A 21,868-nucleotide genomic window follows, 5' to 3' on the forward strand; every position below is an offset into this window, starting at 1 on the left:
CGATGCGACAATTTGTGCTGGTAAGCTATGATATTGCGGATCAAAAACGCTGGAGAAAAGTATTCAAGCTGATGAAGGGACAAGGCGAGCATGTCCAGTATTCGGTATTTCTGTGCCAACTCACCGAGATTCAACAAGCCAAGCTAAAGGTAAGTCTGGCTGAGCTGATTCACCATGGGGAAGACCAGGTCATGTTTGTAAAAATTGGTCCTGTGACGAGAGAGCAGCTGGACAAACGGATTTCTACGGTCGGAAGGGAGTTTCTGCCTCGTGATTTGACCAAATTTATCTATTAGGGAACGAGGAAATACTGTTGTAACAAAAGTGGAAAAGGAGTAAAATAAAGGTGTGAGTCGTTAGTTAGAGGCTATCGACGCTAGTCTGTGCGTGTGCCTTGTAGACACACAAGTCTACACCCACAGATAATCACGACTTTCCACTAAACCTTCGAACTTCATTACGCGAGCATCCTCTCAGACCAAAAAAGCTGGGGGATGCTCGAACTCTTTGTGGGAGTAGGGGGTTCTGAGCTTTGTCATCGAAAATACATTCTGTGGAAAAGAGGAATGGCGCATGAAATTTGACACGCTCGAAAAAGGGTTCTTCAGGGCTTGTGGTTGTAGGGATTGAAAGGCAAGGAGTTCGAAGGATTAGTGGAAAGTTTCGTGATTAGCACCCGCCTCCCATGAAACTATGCTTTTGTGCCGTTTTCTTCTATGTTCGAAGGATTAGTGGAAAGTTTCGTGATTAGCACGAAAAAATTGCATATGCAAACATCTTAGCTTCTCGTTCGAAGGATTAGTGGAAAGTTTCGTGATTAGCACAAAAATAAAAATCATTCAAGAAAGAACGGTTTCCTATGTTCGAAGGATTAGTGGAAAGTTTCGTGATTAGCACTTATGCCACAAAGTAAATAATGTGTGCAATGTCAAACGTTCGAAGGATTAGTGGAAAGTTTCGTGATTAGCACTTACGACAAGTTAATAAAAAAAGAAAATGAAAAGCATGTTCGAAGGATTAGTGGAAAGTTTCGTGATTAGCACATGAAATTAACGAAGATGGAATCATATTCTGTTTGATGTTCGAAGGATTAGTGGAAAGTTTCGTGATTAGCACCCTTGAGCATCTTCTCTTCCCATGCTTTGATGCGTTGTTCGAAGGATTAGTGGAAAGTTTCGTGATTAGCACATGAGGGGGACGTATGGTTGCTTCAAGGAAGTGACACGTTCGAAGGATTAGTGGAAAGTTTCGTGATTAGCACCTTCCAACGCTTCAACGCCGCCTCAAGCAAGTTAATTGTGTTCGAAGGATTAGTGGAAAGTTTCGTGATTAGCACGAAGAGGTTTCGACCATCGAAAATTCTGTGCTTCGCGCGGTTCGAAGGATTAGTGGAAAGTTTCGTGATTAGCACACTTTCATTTGCTCTAGATAGAGGGGAACGAGTTGCTCCGTTCGAAGGATTAGTGGAAAGTTTCGTGATTAGCACCACACAACTCTAAAGCTCCTTGATGCCTCCAGAGACGTTCGAAGGATTAGTGGAAAGTTTCGTGATTAGCACGGAATATCATGCAATTCATCGAACCGCACATCCTTGGAGTTCGAAGGATTAGTGGAAAGTTTCGTGATTAGCACTTGACGGAAACGAAGTCGAGATTTATTGGCGCGGTTGGTTCGAAGGATTAGTGGAAAGTTTCGTGATTAGCACCAGGCGACCAATCTCGCACATCACCAGTGGTCTTATGTTCGAAGGATTAGTGGAAAGTTTCGTGATTAGCACTAAAAAATCTCACCAAGAGGTTCTTGCAGAAAGTCCGAGAGTTCGAAGGATTAGTGGAAAGTTTCGTGATTAGCACTTTTATCTCGTAGCGCATCGTCAAAAACACGCACAAGTTCGAAGGATTAGTGGAAAGTTTCGTGATTAGCACCAGAGTAAGGCAACGTGATTGTTGATAGAGGCGAAGAGCGGTTCGAAGGATTAGTGGAAAGTTTCGTGATTAGCACATGAGATACCTGATCTGATCGTAACACTTGATGCGTACGTTCGAAGGATTAGTGGAAAGCTTCCTGATAGGCACAGTAGTTAATCTACTTGTCCCAAGCACCAACAAAAAGAGAGCGTAAAAAGTTTTGTGTAAATGGTTAAACTTCCCATTAAGGAGATGATCATTTATGCAAGACAAAAGAGACATGACGATCAAGGAGTTAGCGAAGGATTGCCGTACCATCGAAGACGTGCACACCATGCTGAAAGATTTGTTCCGTGACACCATCCAGCAGTTGTTTGAAGCTGAAATGGATGCCCATTTGGGCTATACCAAACATAGTACCGATGGGGATCATTCAGGAAATAGTCGGAATGGGTATAGTAAAAAGACGCTAAAGACAAAGTTCGGGAACACAGAAATTCGTGTGCCTCGTGACCGTAACGGCGAATTTGAACCTCACATTGTGAAGAAGCATGAAACTACCACAAATGGCTTGGAGGAGCAAATTATCGCACTCTATGCTAAAGGAATGTCTACACGAGACATTGAGGAACACATGAAGGATCTGTACGGAATCGATGTATCTCCTGCGATGGTTAGCAAGGTGACCGACAAGATTATGCCAATGGTGGCAGAATGGCAATGCAGACCGCTGGATCGGGTTTACCCCATCGTGTTTCTGGATGCCATCCATTTTAAAGTCCGTCAAGAAAATCGAATCGTCAACAAAGCAGCTTACAGCGTTCTCGGCATTTCGATGTCTGGTCATAAGGACATTTTGGGCATCTGGATCGGCGAGCACGAAAGTGCGAGCTTCTGGCTCAATGTGTGCACAGATCTGAAAAGTCGTGGTGTAGAAGATATCTTGATTGCCTGCAAGGATGGACTGGCGGGCTTCTCCGAAGCAATCAACGCAGCGTTCCCAAGAACCCAGATTCAATTGTGCGTCATTCACCAGATTCGCAACTCGATGAAATATGTACCGTTCAAGGAAGAAAAGGCCGTTTTGGCAGATTTAAAAAAAGTCTATCAAGCTCTTACGCTGGAAGAGGCCGAATCAGCATTTGCTATGTTCAAAGACAAGTGGGGGAAGAAGTATCCCATCATTATTCGCTCCTGGGAAAGCAACTGGCTTGAATTGACCGCCTATTTCAGCTATCCCCCAGAAATCCGTAAGATGATTTATACAACGAATATTATTGAGGGGTATCATCGGCAACTTCGTAAGGTCACCAAAACAAAAACGGCGTATCCAACCGACGATGCCTTACGGAAAATCATCTATCTGGCAACCATGGAGGCTTCAAAGAAATGGACCATGCCCCTTCGAAGCTGGAAAGAATGTATATCGCAACTGGCCATCCATTTCGGAGACCGCTTGCAAGGGGAACTATCTGCATAAAGGGGCTGTTGGGGCGGCTTGACATGGAGCCTCTGCGGGCATGATTCTTTGCGATTGGGCGATGCCTGTAAATCACTGCATCGCATGGCTAACGAGCCTATCATGCCCGCCCCTCCATGTAAAGCCGTTGAAGTAGCCATTCACCTGTTAAAAACCCATTTACACAAAAAAATTTACATTCCCAACAAAAACCTCCCCGATTCATACATCAACTTAGATCAACTTAGTAAACAAACTCCCTTACTGCTAGCTCAGCGAGGAAGTTTGTTTACAATCTGACACGGAATCCTCATTACCGTGTCTCAAACTCGACTACTTGCACAACTGAACAATGGCACGCGTCTGCTCCAACGAAATTATTTAACCAGACTGGCAGGCCAGTTTCCGTACCAGGCGTAACCGGTTCTTCTTTCTTTTTCAATTTCGCTCAGATTGTATTTCACTACGCCATCGCGGCCAACAAAAATAGGTTTGTTGGTTCCGATTTCGTAGAAACGGGCCCAGATCGGAGATGCGCTTGGGTCTTTAACCACTTTCACGTCACCACCAGATTTGTCAACTCGGATTCCGGTGAGTTTAACCGTTTTGAACCAGTCTTCCGCAGCTTTAATAGCGGTGGAGATTTCAGAAGTGGAATTTCTCGTTTTCAAAAATTTAACAATGGTGACACTTTCTTTGGAGCTGAGGGAAGGTACTTCAAACGCGCGAGCACCTGCAGGCTTCAGTGAGCTAGAGTCATGCTGTTGGCCCCATGCAGTCAATTTGCCGTTCACTTTCACTTGGGTATTTAAAAGGCACTCGACACCTTTTTCTACCGCTTTACGGCTTTTATCCGCTAAAGCTTTATCTACAAAAGAAAAGTCACCTTTTCTGTTTGCCACTTCATCCAAAAGAATCATGACATTAATCATTGCGTCATCGTTGTAGGTGATGTGACGATGATAGCCGGAAGCTTTATAAATCTGTGGCCACCCGCCGTTCTCATATTGCATGTTCAGCAAGAACTGGATTCCCTTAATAGCCGCATCGGAATACTTGGTATTTTGGGTTTTCTTAAACTCACTTGCCAATCGTCTGATTTCAGTATAAGTAGCCTTGTTGTCAATCGTGGACTTTGCCCATTCTCCTTTGGTTTCGGAATAATCTTTTTTCCAACCGCCGTCAGCTTGCTGGTTTTTCAAAATTTCCGAGATACTTGCGGTCGTACCCGAAGCATCAGCAGCATAGGCGATAGAGAATGGAAGTGGATTGGAACTCAAAAAAGTCATGCCAAGTGTGAGAACTAATGCAGCGGATACAACTCTTTTCTTTGTTTTGGACATTATGAATCCTCCTTGAATGTTATCTACTTCTTGATGAAAAGCTTTTTACAGGATGTGAGGAGACACACCACTCCTTTCACAAATTTATCTACCAAAAATTTCTCGAATAGCCAAAAAAAGCATATCCGTATGATAGTTGCACGAAAATCAATTTGTCAATAAAAAGTTGCGCGGAAAATATGTATCTTTTTTTGTGAACGCTGGATGGGATGTAGTCCACGTCCAGCAGCGGATAAGCTCGAAAGCTTAGTGGAAAGGCCCATACTTGGCACTGCCGCTGCTGTTGCTTTTTCGTGGAAAAGAGGAAATGATTGAAGGACAAAGAGATAAAAAACGGGGAAGAGCATACCTATATCGAGCAAAACAAAAAACGCAAAACAACCAAAACACCTATCCTGCATTGGCCAATCCGGTCAGTGCTTTTTGTGTTGGAATGATATTGGTTTTTCAGAAATGTGAATTTTTTGTTGAATTTTTACGATAAACGGAAAAATTATGTCAAGAAATGGTGATTTAGCATTGAAATGTGTCAAAAACAGGAGTAGAATGATGGAAAGAGACAAAATAATCTAAAATCTCTATTTACACCGCTCTTATTGGGTGATTAGACCTATTTACTTTAAGGGCAAATAGGTCTATCCGAATGGATAAACCAAGGTTCATGAAAACAAATAAAGAGCTCAAGCTAGTTTTCATCCAGATGACTTCCTGGTCTATGGAACCAGGAGAAAAGTCCTGACTACACCTCAAAATAACAAGAAATTTCCCAATATTTCGAATTTAACACCATACTACTCGCCATCACAATTTCTTCACGACAAATGGCAAACCTATTGAAAGATGGGGACGCAAAGCCACGGGTCTAAAGCAAAAAATGCTATGACAGCCGGGTTGCCGAATTGGGAATGGGTATTAGTAGAAAATCCAGTCCTTATATCGGACTGGATTTTATTTACATTTTAGGGGGTCATCGTATGCAGCCACTAGTAACGAGCAACCGAATCCAAAACGATGTCATTGAAGAAAGCATTCGCAATATTTTGAAGGAAATTGGAGAAAACCCGGAACGTGAGGGACTTTTGGATACACCGAAGCGGGTTGCCAAAATGTACCGGGAAGTTTTTTCCGGGGTAGGGGTAAATCCTGAAACAGCATTGACCACAACGTTTGAAGAACAGTATGACGGCATGATTACGGTAAAGGATATTACTTACTATACATTTTGTGAGCACCATATCATTCCTTTTTACGGGAAAGCACATATTGGATATATACCAGATGGAAGAATCGTCGGTTTAAGCAAGTTTGCCAGACTGGTGGAACTCGTTTCCCAACGGCCGCAGGTACAGGAGAGAATGACGACGCAAATTGCTGACGCCATATGGAATGTGCTGAACCCAAAAGGAGTGATTGTGACTGTCGAAGGAACTCACCTGTGCATGTGCGCGAGAGGAATCAAAAAGCCGGGTACAGCAACGGTGACTACAGTGAAAAAGGGATTATTTGCTGAAAATCCGGCGTTATGTGAAGAGTTTGACCGCTCCCTCGTAAGACAATAGACCCAGCCAAAAACAAGTGCAAGGAACCCGACAGCCAAGGAGGTCAACCGTGCTCTATTTATCGCGAAGAATCGATTTTTCGGCAACGTATGTGTATCGTGTACCCGCGTGGAGTGAGGAAGAAAATCGCCGTGTATTCGGTAAGTGCAATAATCCGAGCGGGCACGGGCATGATTACAAGCTCGAAATCATGGTCAAAGGCACCTTGAATGAGAAATCCGGGATTGTGGTCAATACAACGGAGATTAAGCAGATCGCCCATTCATTTGTGAGCGAGGAACTCGACGGTAAATTTTTGGATCGGGAACACCCCTTTTTTCAGCAACGGATTCCCACTACGGAAAACCTGGTCCAATATATCTGGCAGTCTCTTGAGAATCGGTTTGAGGGGTGCGAATTGCATCGGATTCGATTGCATGAAAACCATTACTTGTCTGCAGAAATGGAGGGTGGTTCCATGACCAGGCTTACGCGTAAATATCATTTTTGTGCAGCACATCGTTTGCATAGTAACGATCTGTCTCCGGAAGAAAATGTCGCATTATTCGGAAAATTCAACAACCCACATGGTCATGGCCACAACTATTACCTTGATGTAACCGTTCAAGGAGAACCCGACCCGATTACGGGAATGATTATCCATTTATCTGAACTGGATGAAATCGTGGAAACAGTTGTCCTGGATAAATTTGACCACAAGCATTTGAATTTGGATACGGAAGAATTCAAGGATTTGAACCCGACATCGGAAGTAGTTGCGATGGTGATTTATAACATGCTGCATCCGCATCTTCCGCAGCTGCACAAGATCGGTCTTTGGGAAACGGAAAAAAATTATTTTGAGTATGACGGAACGGGTGAGCAAACATGATTGATTTTAGGCAGCTCAACGGAAAGACAATCGCCATTACAGGAGCATCCAAAGGAATTGGGAAAGCAACCGCGATGTTATTGGACCAACTGGGGGCAAATCTTGTTCTCGGGGCAAGAAACGAAACCGAATTAAAGGCTATGGCTTCCCAAATGAGTACAAATCCCCTGGTGATGTCTTTGGATGTTACAGATGAAAGTTCTGTTCGTCGTTTTGCAGATCAGGCCGTTTTTCGATATGGGAAAGTGGATGCGCTCATTAATTGCGCGGGGGTTTGCGTGTTTCATTCATCGCTGACGATGGACACCGAAGATTTCGACCGGATGATTGCCGTAAATCTGAGAGGAACGTTTCTTTCCTGTAAACACTTTGGCCAGCATATGGTGCAAAACCACAAGGGGAGGATGATTAATGTCGTCTCCATTGCCGGTACAACTGCGTTGCCCGGTTGCGGCGGATATTCCGCTTCCAAATTCGGGGTGTTGGGTCTAACGAAGGTACTGCAGGCAGAACTTCGGGGGCAAGGTGTTCAGGTGACGGCAGTATTGCCGGGAGCAGTCCATACTCCATTGTGGGATTCCATAGAACCAAAGCCTGATACATCGCAAATGATCCCGGTTGATTCATTGGCCAAGCATATTGTTTATCTATTGTGTCAACCTGATGGTGCCGCCATTGACGAAATCACTATTATGCCTCCATTGGGCATTTTGTGAGGAGGGCATTTAACTTGTGTGGGCGATATTAAACAGGATATTCAGCAGCAAAGACAAAAGGAAATCAGTACAAGCACCACAAATACAGTTCCCTCAACCCGTATCAATCAACAGTCCTTTCGAAGCTCAAAAGAGAGCGGTGATCGGGTTGGTTGCGCGCAATCTCGCCAAGCAGCTCAATGCCGATCAATCCCTTCAAGACAGTTTGATCTATTTGCCTTTTTCCGTGGAAACATTTGTAGAGAATCAGGCGGACGAAGCGAAATACCTTCTTCGCTTAGCAAACAATATGGTGAGTTGGATTATGGATAACGATGATGTGTATCTCCGCGTTCGGGAAATGCGGTTGCCTGCGAAATACCACGAAAGTTTTTTGAAAGTCTATGAGGAGGGCAAAAAAAATATTTCCGCCATCTTCCATCCCGAAGATTTGAATCATTGCGTGAATTCAACGGTGGAAAGAAAAATATGGGAAGTCTATCGGGACGTCATTTATGCCGTAACCCAAGGAAAGTTTCTTCTGGTGAGCAAGGATGAACTGGAAAAATACAAGGAAGGCACGGTCCTATGTGAAGCTTCTGTAAAAGTGCGTTCGGATATTCCGAAGGCAAGGGAAATCGCCAAAGGCTGTTTGCTCCAGACGGAATTTAACCATATGCAGGTGACAAGTTTGCTTTTGGTCATATCTGAAGCGATTACCAATGTTCTCAAGCATGCAGAAGAAGGAAAAATGACCATCGTGCAAAATGAGCGGCATGTTCATGTGATCGTTGAAGACAGAGGTCCGGGTTTTGATTTGAAACTCCTTCCGAATGCCACGCTGATGGAGGGGTATTCCACCAAGAAGTCTCTTGGCCAAGGCTTCACCCTCATGCTGAAAATGGCAGATCAAGTTCTCCTGAATACATCTTCCGAAGGTTCATGCGTCATTTTGGTGTTTGATTATGTAGAAGGAGGGAAAAGGAATGAAAACCTTGCTATTTGACAAGACAATCAACAGAACGATCCGAACTGCTCAACTCATTGCTCCATTTTGGGATAGATGGCTTGTTCACGGAATCGATGCCGATGATCTGTCCAAGGTTCGGCCTGCTCTTCTTTCTGCAGAACATTGGGTGAATGGTTGGCATTCCCTGGCCCAGGAGAAAAAAAGGCAGGCAGATTTATTCCTGAGCGGAGGCTACATCTCCAAGGCGGAAGAGATGTATCGCCTGACGGGGTTGTACTTCAACCTTATTTACTGGCTTTTCCCATCGCGTACCCCTGAAAAAGAAAAGTGGTATAACAAGTGTCTGGAAATGTTTCGTAAAGCTGATCTTCTGTCCCCGATTCCAACTCAATATGAATGGATTGAAATCGACAACCATCAATGTGCGGGGCGAATTCGCATCCCCGATCATTCGCGGGGAATCGTGATAATCGTAAATCCGATTGATTCCTCGAAGGAAGAGTTATTTAAATACGAATCTGATTTTCTCAATGCCGGTTTCACAACGGTTAGTTTTGACGGGCCGGGGCAGGGAGGGAGCTATGTGCTCCACGGTTTGCGAGGTACCAAAAAACGATGGGAGGCATTCATCGACCAAGTCATTGATTTTACTTCCGAACTCTTCCCGGACAAGCCGATATTTTTATTCGGGACTAGCCTGGGAGCGTCCTGGGCCCTTTACGGTAGCGGTAGCCCCATCGTAAAAAAAACGGTAGCGGTCAGTCCTGCTGTTGCGTTTGAAAAATTGAATCTCCCCGAATATTTTCTTGGCAGAATGGATTGTTCATGTACACTCGTACCTGAAGAAAGGGCAATTCCGGATTTTGGGAAAGTAACGTTTCGTTCTCCGGTTCTTGTCTTTCATGGAAAGAAAGATCAGATGGTGTCAACGGCAGACATGTATGAATTATTCGACTCGCTGCCAGCAGAGAAGAGGATGGTTGAGTATGAGAGCGAAGGTCATTGCTGCAATCACAAAATGGATGAAATTCGCCAAATGGCAATACAGTGGTTGGGAGCAGAACATGACGGAGTGGAGGGTAGCTTTCCATGAAGTATAAACCCCAAAAATCATTGCTTCAGCAATTTTTGAGCCGGATTTTTGCCGTTTTAATCATCGTATCCGTCATAACCGGCTTGGTCCAACTGCATTTCATTCAACAACAGATTACGATGGAGACGAATAATCAGGCATTGATGATCGCCCAGAGCATTAACAAAGGCATCGAGGAAACGTTACTGGCAACGAGCGCAATCGAACATCAAATCGATTTGAAGTTGCGATCCTATGCAGAACGTATCGCAGATCGATTGCAGAACAAAAGCTTACAAATGATGACAACCGAAGAACTGATCGCGACTAGGGATCAAATGGGAGTCGCAGGAATCACGATACTTGCAAGAACGGAAGGGGACATCGTAGGTGTTCGATCTACCGAACCACAGGACATTGGTTTTAGTTTAAAAAAAGTAGGATTTTTGGAAGCGGCTGAAAACATGCTGAATGGACAAAAAGTGAGTATTCCGGGGGCCACCTATTTTGACAACGATATTGTGGTCTTGCCAATCGCGCAGTCCGGAACACATGTCGACAAGCCGATCTTCTATAAATATTCCTACTATCACCCTCCTGGAAAGTCTTACATCATTAATGTATTCATTGAGGCCGGAGAAGTTTATCAGTTTATGCGAGATGTTGGTCCGGATGATTGGATTGCCAGGGTGAGGCATGAAGACAGCAACGTTTTGGAAATTGGCATTTTGACACCGAAGGTATTTGCTGATCCATCCTTAGAACAGCAAATCTACCCTCCCGTGAAAAAAATCGTACACGGCACATTTCAGTATGAAAGCAAAGAAGACATCAACCTCTTGACTCAACTGGCGGCACAACCACAGCTAGTCACTTCGATACAGGAAATCGCAAACAAAAAAATTTATAAGATGTTTCTGCCGATCCAGGATGACAAAGTCGTCTATATCGCTCTGGACTATGATGAAATCGGTTCTCCGCTCATTCGGCATTCGGTCATCCTCATTGTCTCCGGGTTCGTTTCTTTGGTCGCGTTATTTGTGCTTACGGCGAGCTTTTTCACAGAGATTTACAAAAACATCCAGAAAATTATTGCACAGATGAAACAACTGGAAACAGGGGATCTAACGGCAAGAAGTGACGTAACCGACAAGGGAGAACTTGGAGATTTGTCTCAATCGGTAAACAAAATGGCGCGTGCTCTTCACAGGCTGATAACGGATACTCACGAAAAAGCGATACAAGCCCAGAGAGTCGCTGTTGTATTGGAAGCAGAAGCAAACCATTCGGTAGAAAAGGCATTTTCACTTTCCATGGAAAAAACCGCTACCGCAAGAGATTCCATTGATGAAATCTTTTTCTACCTGGACCAAATGGAAGAACTTTTGAAACAGCAACAACACAATCCCGAGGCCGCAGAAATCCTGGGCAATATAGAACGGATTCGCGAGTGGGCCAGGGAGAGAACGAATAATACGACGGAAATCACCATTACATTAGCCGATTTGTTAAAATCCCTGCATGCTCAGTCTAGTGCCCTATCCAAAATCTCGAATTTGCTCTTGAAAAAGATGGAACGATTTAAACTCTAAAAGCAAGCGGTACAGTTTGATGTGGCAAATGGGGGGAAAATTCATGAGCTTGGTCATGAAAGAGGAAATTAACGGATCCATCCTGAACGTGCAAGTGATAGGTCTGATGGATTATTCCACTGTAGATAATTTTATGGTCGAAATTCCTGATAACATCACCAAGATTGTCATTGATTTTTCTGGCTTGGATTTTATAGATTCTACCGGAATCGGCTCCATACTTTCCATCATTCATGCAGCTGCTGATCGCGGGATCGTCGTCACTTTTGAAGGATTGAACAAAGAGACCGATGAGTTATTTGAACTGGTGGGGGTTTATATAATCAAGGAGGCCCTTCTCCGAGGAGGGCAATAAAGATATGTTTTGCAAAGTTATCAAACACGATCAGCAAAATCTGGATTCCTATCTTACCTTGAAACGGGAAATTCAACTCGCAAGGAAAATTCAGAGGAAATTGCTAAATGGAGAAAAACCGATTTTAATCAACAGTCAGGTTTCAGGATTTTCGATTCCGGCCAGCATGATTGGTGGCGACTATTTCGATTTCTACCCGCTTTCCGATGGGAAAGTCAGGATCATCATCGGGGATGTCATGGGGAAAGGGATACCGGCTGCCATGCTGATGATCTTAACTCGCGGGGCATTCCGCAGTGCGGCGGAAGTGACAGAGGGCCCGGGAGAAACCCTTACTTCAATGAATAAAGCGATCTTTAAGGATTTGCGGACATTAAGCTCGTTTGTCACTGTATTTTGTGCAGATTGGGACCCAAATACCGGCAGTCTTGTATATGCAAATGCCGGACATTACATGCCGGTACTCGTTCGCGGAAACACAGAGACGTTTGAGCTGCCTGATCTCAAAGGGGTCATGCTGGGAGGATTGCCCGACCAGATATATCAGGAAAAAGAGATCAGATTACTGGAGGGGGATACGCTGTTCTTCTATACGGACGGGATCGTGGAGGCGCAAAATTGCCATGGAGAGATGTTTCAGATTGAACGTCTCAATGAAACATTGATGCAAAATGCGCATAAAACGGCATCTGAACTGGAAACGATTATGATCGATACGTTAACCAATTTTACGGAAGGCTTACCACAGAAGGATGACATCACAATGGTGATCCTGAAAGTCGGAACAGGAAAGGATCAGCAGCGCTAAAAACCTTGTCATTTCTCCTAAAAGGGGGATAACGATGATGGAAAGAAAAATTGTGTCCAAGGGGAAAACGATAAAACAGGCCGTAAGCATTGCATTAAACTTGTTGAATGCAAAAAAGGATGAAGCAGATATTGAAATCATTGAGCATGAAAAAAGAGGGTTTTTAGGGCTTGGTGCAAAACCTGCTGTCGTTCGGGTAACTGTAAGAAATAAGGATAACAGGGAGGGCGTTGCAGAGTCGTTATCCTCTGTTGAAGCGCTCAAACAAGCGGCAGAGTCGCTGGATTTTCCGGAGGACTTCTCTTCTCTGTCAGACACGCCTGATTCTGCTGCTCCTGAGGCAGAACACGATCTGTCGGGGATGGTTTGGGTAAGCGAAGGAAGTATTTTCTGTAAAGATGCGCCGGATAAATATCCGATGGTTTCACCGAGAAAAGGGGTTAAACTTTTCAAAAATGGGGAACTTGTAAAAAAAACAGTGATCGTTTTTGAGAAAGATGTGCTTCATGTTGAACTGGCGGATGAAATTGTCGAGCCAAAATGGGAAGTTACGGTCAGCGAAGACGGTATGGCTGCGTTTTTAAAAGTGATCCCTGGCACCCGTATTTTTCGGAGGCTCAAGGACAAGCTCCCCAGTCAATTTGTCGAGTTGGAAGTAACGGAATCAAAAGATTTCATTTTGATCGACATAGACCGAATTTTGGACAGACTCAAAGAATTGGAAATTGTTCATGGCGTTGATTTTTCTGAAATAGCCCGCGCGTGTACGAGTGAAGCAGAGGGTACATTTGTGATCGCCAGAGGAACTCCTCCTACACCTGGAAAACACGGGTACTTCCAGCCGACGCAAGAAGTAGAAGTGAAAAAGGGATTGAAACACCGGGAAGATGGTACGATTGATTATCGGGAGATTCAACAATTTCCTTCTGTGGAGCGAGGACAGGTTTTAGGTGTAGTTCAACCACCCACTCAGGGAATACCGGGCATCTCTGTAACAAATGAACTGGTATTGTCGCCGGAGGTTTATCCCCTTTCCATCATAGAGGGAAAAGGTGTTGTACTGGTAGAAGACGGAACCAAAGCGGTAGCCACGGCTTCGGGCCATCCTGAAATTTCGGTAAAAGGACATGTAGCCAAAATCTCGGTTATTCCCAAATTAATCCTGAACAAAGACATCGACATCCAAACGGGGAACATTCATTACGTAGGAGATGTTGAAATTTTGGGTTCTGTGCAAGATGGAATGCTTGTGGAAGCCCACGGAAATATTTTGGTCCGTGAAAACATCAACAGGGCAAAAGTTTTTGCTGGCAAAGCGATCATCGTGCAAAACAATGTCATTTCCAGTGAGGTCGCTGCAGGGAAAAACAATCACTTGAAAGCGGATATTTCCCTCATTTTGAGTGACCATCTTGGCAAAATGAAAAATATGGTGGGAGCAATCCAGCAACTTTCATCCGTCTCTGCCTTTAAGGTATCATCCTTTACCCGAACCGGCCTTGGCCCTCTGTTGAAAATCCTCTACGATGGAAAATATAAATCGTTCCTGCCATTAACGAAGACGTTAATCAACAAGATTCAGAGTGGAAAGGATGCGTTAGACGAAAAGTGGTTCGAGCTTGCTGAGCGAATGCAAAAAGGTTTTGTTAACGTCAACTTTTCCGAATTCAGAACGGTTGAGGATATTCAGCAGGTCATAAAAATGGCGGAAGAATTGTATCATTCCGTCTGTGAAACCGATGATGACATTTGTTTTATCAAAGCAAGCATTGCCCATAACAGTGAAATATATTCGAGCGGTGACATTTCGATTGAAAAGGGCATTTACAATTCGAAGCTTCATGCAGGTGGATGTATTGAAGTGGATGGTTTTGTTCGCGGGGGCGAAATCTACGCTTCCAAGGTTGTCAAAATAGCAGAAGCAGGGGCGAGAGGAGGAATGGCTACCAAAATCTCCGTTCCCAAAAACGGAACGATCCGAATCGGATTGGCAATAGAAGAAACCGTCATTCAAGTCGGCAACAAAACACATACCTTTACAGTGAGAACATCCAATGTGTATGCACGCTTGAATGAATCTGGAGAATTGATTATCGCCTAAAGGGAGTGAGTCAGGTGTTTACGTATGAAATCATTCAGGAAGAGTCCAAATCGATCGTGAAAATCAACGGGGACCTGGATATTGATGTAACAGAGATCATGCAGGACGAAATCACCCCCGCGCTGATGGAAAGGCAAGACATTGAATTTGATTTCTCGAACGTTCCATTTGTCGATTCTTCCGGAATCGGATTATTGATGACGTTGATTAATGAGCTGCGGGAAGCGGGAAGTCAGGTCGCGATCACAAAAGTAAGTCAGGAAGTCATGTATGTATTTTCCTTATTGCAGTTGCCGGAGATTTTAGGGCGTGAAATTTTTGTTGATCTAAAAAGGGATTTTGAACCTGTCAGCGATACAAATTAGCTGAACACAGAGCGCTTGTTGTTCCGAAAATCGGGTCCGAAGCACAAAGGCCAGCTTGCGAAAAGCGATAAAGCGATAACAAACGCAGGAAAAAAGACGACTGCATCCGCGACAGAGCGATGCGGTCGTCTTTTTTCGTACAAGCTCAATATTCTTTGCTGTCTGCAACCACGACCTTGTTTCTCCCGGACTCTTTTGCCTGATACAAAGCCTGGTCGGCCAGGTCGATGAGCTGGGCAGCAGAGTCGCCGTGGAGCGGGCTGTTGACGATCCCGACGGATACGGTAATCGTTTTCCCGGTCGGATTCGCGGTGTTTTTTATCTGGGTCCTGATTTTTTCGGCTACGGCAAAGGCGCCATTGATGGAGGCGTTGCGCAGCAGGACGATGAACTCTTCGCCGCCAAAGCGTCCGCAAACATCATCTTTTCGCACAGAGCTTTTCATGATTTCCGCAGACAGCTTCAAGACTTCATCGCCGACCAGATGGCCGAAGGTGTCGTTTACGTGCTTGAAGTGATCGATGTCCAGCAGCAGGACGGAAAAGTCCAGTTTTTCTTTGGTCCATGCTTGCAGGATGTCTTCGACGGAACGGCGGTTAGCAAGGCCCGTGAGCACGTCGGTGGTTGCTTCGTGGGTCAAACGGTCGGTTTTCTCTTTGATTTTTTTGGCCGCTCTCCGGAATGCTTTGGTCAATAAATCAGCCTCCCGGTTCCAATGGTGCTTGGCAGGAGGAATCTCGACTCTTTCCGAGCCCATTTTGCTCATCAGGTTGGCCAGATGGACAAAAGGTCTTGCCAGTCTGTGGGCGAGCTGAATGACAATCAGCAACAGAAGGAGAGAGGGTGGCAGCAGATAGAGCAGCATCATTTTCACCTGGCTGTGCAACTCGTTGTAAACGTGCTCCATGGGGGAGGTGACGATGACTCCCCAGCCGGTTGCGGGAACCAGCGCATACCCGGCCAGCAGGAGATCGCCGTTTACGCCCAGCATCTGGCTATAGCCGTTGTTGCCGGCAAGCAGCTTCTTTACGACCGTATTGGATCCGATGTCCATGCCGATCTGCTGTTTGTCCGGATGGAACAGCATCTGTCCATTTGAGCCGACAATGGTATAAGAAAAGCCGGGTGTGTCTGTATCCGGGCTGCCGATAATCATGTTCAAAATATTGTGATCCTGCAAATAGATCGTTCCTCCGATGAATCCGCGATACCGTCCGTTCTTGTCATAGAGCGGTTCGCTTAAAAACAGCAGGAGGCGGTTGTACCTTTTGGAAATATAGGGTGAAGAGATGTAGGGTTTTTTCAATGCCAGTGCGTATTGGGCTTCCTTGTGCACAAGTTTCTCCCCTACAGTGCCGATGGAAGGCGGGGACACAATGCGAATCGTTCCTGTTTCGTCTACGACGGTAAGCGAATTGAAGTAGTTGCCTGTTCTGCGAAGGATCTCAAGGTGCTCATTGGCTTCTTCTTGCGTGTGTATGGGATGGTCAATCAGTACGCTGGCGGAGTAACGCAGGCTGCTGCGCATGGATTGGAACAAGGAGTCAATCATTTGACTCATTTTGATGGCGCTCGAATAGTTGAGAGTGAGAGTCGTATCGATCAGTGATTTTTTTTTGGATTGATACGAAGCGACAAGGAGAATGGTCAGCGTCAACAGAATGGACAAGGAAACCATACCCGTCAACAGGGTAGTCAAACCAATCTTTTTCCCATGGTTCGTTAGAAAACGATGAAAAACAGGCATATGGTTAAGGCCTCTCTTTGCGTTGGATCGATCCATGTATAGACGAGAACAGTAAAAATAACATGTGTATTATAAGCCATACGAGCGGGACATGCCATGCAAAAAATAAAATTTATGAAGATAATCCTACACTTGCCTCACAACTGTAAAAAACAGGAGGAAAGAGGGGGTTGCCTATAAAAAAACTGCCCTCTACAGACAGAGGGCAGTTAGATAAATCTAGTCGACCTGTTTTAAGTATTCAAGCTGCGGATTTGTTGCTCGATCTTTTCGAACCCGCCGGATACTTTGACGATTTCCTCTTTTTGCTCTGAGACGAGCATGAGGACTTCTTCCAGGCTCTCCTTGTTTTTGTCGGTGATCTCTGCATTGACTTCGACTTTGGCGTTTACTTCCTGAATCATGCTGTGGACGTGGACGATAAACTCTTGCAGATTTTTCGTTTTCTCTGCGAAGTTGTGCATGTATTTGTCCACGTCTGTAAACATTTCCTGAACCTCCATGATCCCTTCGCTGTTTTTCTCAAACGAAAGCTGGGACTCGGAGATCATGTCGGAGACGAGCTTCATTTTTTGGCGAATCGTCAGCAACAGGGTCGCGATTGATTCGGAGGACAGCTTCGAAGACTCGGCCAGCTTGCGCACCTCTTCTGCTACGACGGCAAAGCCTCGGCCATGCTCGCCCGCCCGGGAAGCCTCGATAGTTGCGTTGAGCGCCAAGAGATTGGTCTGTGCCGAAATATCCGAGATCGTTTGGATGATCTTTTCGATCGATTCCGTTTCCTTGTTCAGCTCTTGAATGAGCTGGTTTGTGCCTTGAATGTCCTTGATGAAGCGTTCGAAGTCGTTGCCGATGTTGCTGATGCGCTTGCTGCTTTCATTGGTCGCTTCCTTGGTCGATTCCACGTATTCGTGCATTTCTGTCACAGAGCGGGTCATGTCCTCTACCTGATGGTTGGTTGTGCCCATCTCACGGCGCAGTTCGTTGGTGTTGTCTGTCTGTGTGGAGAACGAATTCATGATCTCCTGGAGGGCAGAAACTGTCTCAACTGCGCGGACATTCACGCCATCTGTGACCTTGTTCAAATTCTCCTGATATTCCTGGACAGTGTGAAGCGATTCGTTGATCTGGTCCAGAATGCGTTGCAGCGATTCTTTGGAGGCGATCACTTGCTGCTGTTGCTCTTCGCTTTCCTGCTGCAGCTTGTTGTTGAAAATCGAGTGCAGCATGCTCGCAGCGGACACGAAGCCGAAGGCCAGCAAGTAGTACAACAGATGAGCAGGATCGGATGTGTAGAAAATTGCTTCGCCGTTCGTCAGGAAATAGTAGGAGACAATTCCGAATGCTGCAAGCAGGGTCAGGATGTTAATCAGTCTGTCCTGATAAATGCCCATGACCGCGACGTAGAACATGATCGTCATAATGTTGACCAGCCAAGGGTCGAGCCCCACGATGACGAACATGAAAATGCCGATGACAGCGAAGTTGAAAAACTTCATGAAGGGAGCCATCTTGTCCCGCAAGGCTGGCCGGTTGGACAAGTAGGCAAAAGGTGCGAGCACCCCGTACAAAATTCCCAGCACGGTTAGAACGAAGGAGAACGGAACCCCCATGATGAGGTTCAAGACCTGGACGGTGGTAATGATGCTTGCAAAAACAAAGACGACCCAGTTATTTCTTCTTTGTAAGAGTTCCATGTCAGTCAACCTACCTCGACTTTTATTTGTTTGCAAAGCGCTTGATACCAGGCAAATTCAGGCTTGTGCTTATTCAGATAGGCTTCCTGCAGGTGGAAGACAGTCGGAATGGCATTTGCCCCTTTGTAGAAGACGATTTCTTTCACTTGTGTCGCTCTGACATTGTACTTGTTGTTAATTAACTGGAAAAAAGCCGGATCCGACAAACCGACTGCATGCGTATAACCGTGTTTTTCAGCATAATCCATCATGAGAGCTATTCCCCAGCGTCCGAGTTTTCCGCGGAACTTGGGCAAGACAGCAAAACTGTCCACTTCGACGACCTTCATTTCGCTTGTCAAGACGTCCTGAAACAAATTTTTCAGATAGTCGGAAGATTTTTCGTGTGGCGTGAATTCGAATGTTCCCCCTGGCTCGTCTCCATCGGACATCAAAAGATAGACATCGGAACCGTCTTTTGCGTATTCCATTTCAAAACCCATGGAGGTCCAGACGCTTTCTTTGATTTCGTGGAAAAGTGCCAAGGACTCTGCTGTATCAACTAGTTTGTACATTATACTCCACTCCATTTTTCTCTCTCTATTGTTTTTGGATGTACAAGTCTACTGTTGATGGGTATATGAGCTCCTCCTCTCTCCTCTTTGGGGATTTAAAAAAGCCATTCCACATACGGGAACAGCACAAAGTCGCCATCATCCAATGACTATGTTTATGATGGATGGCAACCCGGCCGTCATGGTCAAAAGACTTTAGACCCGTGGTTTTGCGTCGCCACCTTTCGATGACTTTGCCTTTTTCATCTGTTTGCGAATTATGTATAGAAGTGTCGAATTGTGTAAAATATAATCCAATTGAAGCAAGTTTGTCAAGTTTTGGTAGGGTAAAATGACCAATTTATTAGTAAGTAAACGGCTCAGAATTGGTAGTTTTGATAGAGAAAAACGAGCGAAAAAAAAGTGGATCGATAGGAACATAGGCGGGTTGTGCCAGGACTTTTTCGCGAATCGTCAAAATGGCTGGCTCGTGCGTAACAAAAGTTTTTCATCCATCCGATAACTAGAAAAACAGGAGGGATGCAAAATGAGAGAGGTCAAAACGATCGAATTTCACTTTTCGGGAGGCGAGATGGTCAAAATCGAGACGACCGAACCGGAAGAAATCATTCAAATGGTCGCCAACCAAAAAGATGGATGGCTGCAATACGATGATGTCGTCGTCAATGTAAGGAACGTTTCTTTTATAAAAGTGCGCGATCTTGTCTAGGATGTTTACCGTCCCAAAAGCCCCCAACACGGAGGGCTTTTTTTTACTGGATCGGAAAGGAACACATTGACAAAGAAACGATTCTGAATTTATAGTGAGTATAACACTAACTACTATAAAAGGAGTCGGCATGGAAGACATTTACAAGGAACTGCAAAAGCTTGGATTTTCCCAGTACGAGTGCAAGGCATACATCAGCCTGCTCAAGCACTCTCCGATCACAGGATACGAAATCAGCAAGCGCTCCGGCGTGCCGCGCTCGATGATTTACGAGGTCGTCGGCAAGCTTGTTGACAAGGGGGCTGTGTACATCGTGCCTTCCGAGCCGGTCACGTATGCGCCGCTGCCAGCCAGGGAGCTGGTTCGCCGGTTGCGTGGACAGTTTGAAGCGTCCTTCGACTACCTGGAGAAAAACTTGTCGGCGCTGGAGTCAGAGCAAGAGATCGACGTCATTCAGCGTATCAGCGGCGACGAGCGGGTGCTCATGGAAATGAGGCAAATGATCGAGCAGGCTGGCAAGGAAGTGTGGCTGTCGATCTGGGAGCCCCAGGTGCCATTTGTCCAGGAAGCAGTGGAAAAGCGTACGGAAGAAGGAATTGCCGTCTTTTCCGTTCTGTTTGGCCCGCAAGAGACGCGGATCGGGACGACGTATCATCATGATTATATGGCGCCTGATGTTGCCAAGGAGCGCATGGGCGGGCATCTCACGATTGTCGCGCGGGATCTGGAGGAAGTGCTGATTGCCAATTTTGCGCCAAACACGGTTTCCTGGGCGGTCAAAACGAAGGACCCGGCACTCGTTCTGGTCGCCGTCGAGTACATTCGCCACGATATTATGTTTGCGGCAGTGACGAAGGGGCTTGGGCCGGATAAGGTGGAGTCTCTCTGGCGCAACAAGCCGGACCTATATCATGTGGTCACAGGGAAAAGATTCAAGCCAAACCAGCCGGAGTGAAAGAAGAGGGAGAGGGAGAACAGTGGGGCGAGAACAGGTGCAAGTGGAAGCATTGGCGAGCGCAGGTGAACAGGGGAGCTTTTTGCAGGGGGTCAAGGATTGTATTCCTACCCTGCTCGGCTATTTAAGCATCGGGTTTGCGGCAGGCGTGCTGGAAAAGACCGCTGGGCTTAGCATCATGGAAATTGCCTTGATGAGCATTTTGCTGTACGCAGGCTCCGCGCAGTTTATCGCGGCAGGGATGATTGCCGCCGGAAGCTCTGCGACGGGTATCATCATTACGATTTTGTTTGTGAATTTGCGCCATATTTTGCTAAGCGCGGCTCTGTCCCCCTACTTCCGTCATCTGTCGGCGTTTCGGAACATGCTCGTCGGCTCACTTTTGACGGACGAGACGTTCGGGGTGGCGATCAACGAGGCGGCAAAGCGCAAGCAGATCGACGAAAAATGGATGCACGGCTTGAACATAACGGCGTACCTCAACTGGATCGCGGCCAATTTGGCGGGGGCCTATTTTGGACAGTGGATTGCCAATCCCGAGCAGCTAGGATTTGATTTTGCCCTGCCGGCGATGTTTATCGGCTTATTGGTGCTGGCGATGTTGAGCCGCAAGCAAATCAGGCTGGACATCGTCGTCGCAATCAGCGCAGTCGTCATCGCGGTCGGGGTGTCTGTCCTGTATCCGGGCAACCTTGGCGTCATCGTGGCTACGCTTTGCGCATCGACAATCGGGATGGTGATCGAGAGATGGAAGTGAGATGGGATGTTTTTCTCATTATTTTAGGCAGTGCGCTGGTCACGTTTTTGCCGCGGGTGCTGCCCTTGATGGTGCTGTCGCGCATGGAGCTGCCCGAGTGGGGAGTTCGCTGGCTGCATTATGTGCCGATTGCGGTGATGGCGGCACTGGTCGGGCAGGAGCTGTTTTTGCAGGAGGGAAAGCTGTCGCTTCTGGCTAATGTAGAGTTGTTGGCAGCGATTCCGACGTTTCTCGTGGCGATCATCACCCGCAGTTTGCTCGGTACGGTTGTCGTCGGGATGGTTTCGATCATGATCTTGCGCTACCTTTTCCCGCTATTGTAAAAGGGGAGAGTGGGAAGCCGGATCTGGAT

21 protein-coding genes, 1 CRISPR repeat array and 2 riboswitches are annotated in these 21,868 nt (G+C 45.9%); of the genes, 17 read left to right on the plus strand and 4 right to left on the minus strand.

Going from position 1 to position 21,868, the window contains the following annotated elements; all coding sequences use genetic code 11:
- Positions 1 to 2: 2 nt before the first annotated feature.
- Both cas2 and AAFJ72_RS04770 read left to right on the plus strand, forming a co-directional pair.
- A complete protein-coding gene (gene cas2, locus AAFJ72_RS04765; RefSeq protein WP_432776248.1) occupies positions 3 to 296 on the plus strand; it encodes a CRISPR-associated endonuclease Cas2 in 294 nt (97 codons plus the stop codon).
- Positions 297 to 640: 344 nt separating this feature from the next.
- Positions 641 to 2,075: direct repeats of the CRISPR family, unit length 36 nt; unit sequence GTTCGAAGGATTAGTGGAAAGTTTCGTGATTAGCAC.
- 94 nt (positions 2,076 to 2,169) lie between these two features.
- Positions 2,170 to 3,387 (plus strand): IS256 family transposase, encoded by a 1,218-nt coding sequence (locus tag AAFJ72_RS04770; RefSeq protein WP_003842338.1) that lies wholly within the window; start codon positions 2,170 to 2,172, stop codon positions 3,385 to 3,387.
- A gap of 356 nt (positions 3,388 to 3,743) precedes the next feature.
- On the opposite strand, the gene pelA is transcribed toward AAFJ72_RS04770, so the two are convergent.
- Positions 3,744 to 4,709 (minus strand): pectate lyase, encoded by a 966-nt coding sequence (gene pelA / locus AAFJ72_RS04775; RefSeq protein WP_432776249.1) that lies wholly within the window; start codon positions 4,707 to 4,709, stop codon positions 3,744 to 3,746.
- A 265-nt stretch (positions 4,710 to 4,974) separates the two neighbouring features.
- Between pelA and AAFJ72_RS04780 the strand changes: the two genes are divergently transcribed.
- The 11 genes from AAFJ72_RS04780 to AAFJ72_RS04830 all read left to right on the plus strand — a co-directional run bounded on the left by AAFJ72_RS04780 (position 4,975) and on the right by AAFJ72_RS04830 (position 15,097).
- Positions 4,975 to 5,193 carry a hypothetical protein gene (locus tag AAFJ72_RS04780; protein ID WP_432776250.1) on the plus strand — a complete coding sequence of 73 codons (219 nt, stop codon included), beginning with the start codon at positions 4,975 to 4,977 and terminating at the stop codon, positions 5,191 to 5,193.
- A gap of 329 nt (positions 5,194 to 5,522) precedes the next feature.
- A riboswitch (cyclic di-GMP riboswitch) is annotated at positions 5,523 to 5,608 on the plus strand.
- Between the two features lie 75 nt (positions 5,609 to 5,683).
- Positions 5,684 to 6,268 (plus strand): GTP cyclohydrolase I FolE, encoded by a 585-nt coding sequence (gene folE / locus AAFJ72_RS04785; protein WP_432776251.1) that lies wholly within the window; start codon positions 5,684 to 5,686, stop codon positions 6,266 to 6,268.
- A 49-nt stretch (positions 6,269 to 6,317) separates the two neighbouring features.
- The gene (locus AAFJ72_RS04790; protein ID WP_432776252.1) at positions 6,318 to 7,139 is read left to right on the plus strand and encodes a 6-carboxytetrahydropterin synthase; all 822 of its coding nucleotides are present in this window, start codon (positions 6,318 to 6,320) and stop codon (positions 7,137 to 7,139) included.
- A complete protein-coding gene (locus tag AAFJ72_RS04795; protein ID WP_432776253.1) occupies positions 7,136 to 7,855 on the plus strand; it encodes an SDR family oxidoreductase in 720 nt (239 codons plus the stop codon). The genes AAFJ72_RS04790 and AAFJ72_RS04795 overlap by 4 nt, the downstream gene beginning before the upstream one ends.
- A 16-nt stretch (positions 7,856 to 7,871) precedes the next feature.
- The gene (locus tag AAFJ72_RS04800; RefSeq protein WP_432776254.1) at positions 7,872 to 8,840 is read left to right on the plus strand and encodes an ATP-binding protein; all 969 of its coding nucleotides are present in this window, start codon (positions 7,872 to 7,874) and stop codon (positions 8,838 to 8,840) included.
- A complete protein-coding gene (locus tag AAFJ72_RS04805; protein WP_432776255.1) occupies positions 8,821 to 9,897 on the plus strand; it encodes an alpha/beta hydrolase in 1,077 nt (358 codons plus the stop codon). The genes AAFJ72_RS04800 and AAFJ72_RS04805 overlap by 20 nt, the downstream gene beginning before the upstream one ends.
- A complete protein-coding gene (locus tag AAFJ72_RS04810) occupies positions 9,894 to 11,468 on the plus strand; it encodes a sensor histidine kinase (RefSeq protein WP_432776256.1) in 1,575 nt (524 codons plus the stop codon). Before AAFJ72_RS04805 ends, AAFJ72_RS04810 begins: the two co-directional genes overlap by 4 nt.
- Positions 11,469 to 11,511: 43 nt before the next feature.
- Positions 11,512 to 11,823 carry an STAS domain-containing protein gene (locus tag AAFJ72_RS04815; protein WP_432776257.1) on the plus strand — a complete coding sequence of 104 codons (312 nt, stop codon included), beginning with the start codon at positions 11,512 to 11,514 and terminating at the stop codon, positions 11,821 to 11,823.
- Positions 11,824 to 11,827: 4 nt separating this feature from the next.
- Positions 11,828 to 12,631 carry a PP2C family protein-serine/threonine phosphatase gene (locus AAFJ72_RS04820; protein ID WP_432776258.1) on the plus strand — a complete coding sequence of 268 codons (804 nt, stop codon included), beginning with the start codon at positions 11,828 to 11,830 and terminating at the stop codon, positions 12,629 to 12,631.
- Positions 12,632 to 12,665: 34 nt separating this feature from the next.
- Complete coding sequence (locus AAFJ72_RS04825) at positions 12,666 to 14,732, plus strand: flagellar assembly protein A (RefSeq protein WP_432776259.1); 2,067 nt, start codon at positions 12,666 to 12,668, stop codon at positions 14,730 to 14,732.
- Between the two features lie 14 nt (positions 14,733 to 14,746).
- A complete protein-coding gene (locus AAFJ72_RS04830) occupies positions 14,747 to 15,097 on the plus strand; it encodes an STAS domain-containing protein (RefSeq protein WP_432776260.1) in 351 nt (116 codons plus the stop codon).
- A gap of 145 nt (positions 15,098 to 15,242) precedes the next feature.
- Here the strand turns inward: AAFJ72_RS04830 and AAFJ72_RS04835 are convergent, their stop codons facing one another.
- The 3 genes from AAFJ72_RS04835 to AAFJ72_RS04845 all read right to left on the minus strand — a co-directional run bounded on the left by AAFJ72_RS04835 (position 15,243) and on the right by AAFJ72_RS04845 (position 19,110).
- Positions 15,243 to 16,844: a sensor domain-containing diguanylate cyclase gene (locus AAFJ72_RS04835; RefSeq protein ID WP_432776261.1), complete on the minus strand. Its 1,602-nt coding sequence runs from the start codon at positions 16,842 to 16,844 to the stop codon at positions 15,243 to 15,245.
- 233 nt (positions 16,845 to 17,077) lie between these two features.
- On the minus strand, positions 17,078 to 18,541 hold the full coding sequence (locus AAFJ72_RS04840) for a methyl-accepting chemotaxis protein (protein WP_432776262.1): 1,464 nt from the start codon (positions 18,539 to 18,541) through the stop codon (positions 17,078 to 17,080).
- A 5-nt stretch (positions 18,542 to 18,546) separates the two neighbouring features.
- Positions 18,547 to 19,110, minus strand: coding sequence for a GNAT family N-acetyltransferase (locus tag AAFJ72_RS04845; RefSeq protein WP_432776263.1), 564 nt, complete (start codon positions 19,108 to 19,110; stop codon positions 18,547 to 18,549).
- Positions 19,111 to 19,258: 148 nt separating this feature from the next.
- Positions 19,259 to 19,343: riboswitch (cyclic di-GMP riboswitch) on the minus strand.
- 278 nt (positions 19,344 to 19,621) lie between these two features.
- Between AAFJ72_RS04845 and AAFJ72_RS04850 the strand changes: the two genes are divergently transcribed.
- The 4 genes from AAFJ72_RS04850 to AAFJ72_RS04865 all read left to right on the plus strand — a co-directional run bounded on the left by AAFJ72_RS04850 (position 19,622) and on the right by AAFJ72_RS04865 (position 21,839).
- Entirely contained in the window at positions 19,622 to 19,804 is a 183-nt protein-coding gene (locus AAFJ72_RS04850; RefSeq protein ID WP_122906921.1) for a hypothetical protein, read from the plus strand.
- A 130-nt stretch (positions 19,805 to 19,934) separates the two neighbouring features.
- Positions 19,935 to 20,759: a TrmB family transcriptional regulator gene (locus AAFJ72_RS04855; protein ID WP_432776264.1), complete on the plus strand. Its 825-nt coding sequence runs from the start codon at positions 19,935 to 19,937 to the stop codon at positions 20,757 to 20,759.
- Positions 20,760 to 20,781: 22 nt separating this feature from the next.
- Positions 20,782 to 21,516, plus strand: a complete 735-nt coding sequence (locus AAFJ72_RS04860) for an AzlC family ABC transporter permease (protein WP_432776265.1) — start codon at positions 20,782 to 20,784, stop codon at positions 21,514 to 21,516.
- The gene (locus tag AAFJ72_RS04865; protein WP_122906918.1) at positions 21,507 to 21,839 is read left to right on the plus strand and encodes an AzlD domain-containing protein; all 333 of its coding nucleotides are present in this window, start codon (positions 21,507 to 21,509) and stop codon (positions 21,837 to 21,839) included. The genes AAFJ72_RS04860 and AAFJ72_RS04865 overlap by 10 nt, the downstream gene beginning before the upstream one ends.
- The last annotated feature ends 29 nt before the right edge of the window (positions 21,840 to 21,868 follow it).

The organism is Brevibacillus gelatini, from assembly GCF_050920745.1.
Lineage (GTDB): Bacteria > Bacillota > Bacilli > Brevibacillales > Brevibacillaceae > Brevibacillus > Brevibacillus gelatini.

What these genes read in the sequence shown, in the direction of transcription:
- cas2 (WP_432776248.1), top strand. Translation starts at nt 3, where the DNA reads ATGCGACAATTTGTGCTGGTAAGCTATGATATTGCGGATCAAAAACGC.
- AAFJ72_RS04770 (WP_003842338.1), top strand. Translation starts at nt 2,170, where the DNA reads ATGCAAGACAAAAGAGACATGACGATCAAGGAGTTAGCGAAGGATTGC.
- pelA (WP_432776249.1), bottom strand. Translation starts at nt 4,709, where the DNA reads ATGTCCAAAACAAAGAAAAGAGTTGTATCCGCTGCATTAGTTCTCACA.
- folE (WP_432776251.1), top strand. Translation starts at nt 5,684, where the DNA reads ATGCAGCCACTAGTAACGAGCAACCGAATCCAAAACGATGTCATTGAA.
- AAFJ72_RS04795 (WP_432776253.1), top strand. Translation starts at nt 7,136, where the DNA reads ATGATTGATTTTAGGCAGCTCAACGGAAAGACAATCGCCATTACAGGA.
- AAFJ72_RS04805 (WP_432776255.1), top strand. Translation starts at nt 8,821, where the DNA reads ATGAAAACCTTGCTATTTGACAAGACAATCAACAGAACGATCCGAACT.
- AAFJ72_RS04810 (WP_432776256.1), top strand. Translation starts at nt 9,894, where the DNA reads ATGAAGTATAAACCCCAAAAATCATTGCTTCAGCAATTTTTGAGCCGG.
- AAFJ72_RS04815 (WP_432776257.1), top strand. Translation starts at nt 11,512, where the DNA reads ATGAGCTTGGTCATGAAAGAGGAAATTAACGGATCCATCCTGAACGTG.
- AAFJ72_RS04820 (WP_432776258.1), top strand. Translation starts at nt 11,828, where the DNA reads ATGTTTTGCAAAGTTATCAAACACGATCAGCAAAATCTGGATTCCTAT.
- AAFJ72_RS04825 (WP_432776259.1), top strand. Translation starts at nt 12,666, where the DNA reads ATGATGGAAAGAAAAATTGTGTCCAAGGGGAAAACGATAAAACAGGCC.
- AAFJ72_RS04835 (WP_432776261.1), bottom strand. Translation starts at nt 16,844, where the DNA reads ATGCCTGTTTTTCATCGTTTTCTAACGAACCATGGGAAAAAGATTGGT.
- AAFJ72_RS04840 (WP_432776262.1), bottom strand. Translation starts at nt 18,541, where the DNA reads ATGGAACTCTTACAAAGAAGAAATAACTGGGTCGTCTTTGTTTTTGCA.
- AAFJ72_RS04845 (WP_432776263.1), bottom strand. Translation starts at nt 19,110, where the DNA reads ATGGAGTGGAGTATAATGTACAAACTAGTTGATACAGCAGAGTCCTTG.
- AAFJ72_RS04850 (WP_122906921.1), top strand. Translation starts at nt 19,622, where the DNA reads ATGAGAGAGGTCAAAACGATCGAATTTCACTTTTCGGGAGGCGAGATG.
- AAFJ72_RS04855 (WP_432776264.1), top strand. Translation starts at nt 19,935, where the DNA reads ATGGAAGACATTTACAAGGAACTGCAAAAGCTTGGATTTTCCCAGTAC.
- AAFJ72_RS04865 (WP_122906918.1), top strand. Translation starts at nt 21,507, where the DNA reads ATGGAAGTGAGATGGGATGTTTTTCTCATTATTTTAGGCAGTGCGCTG.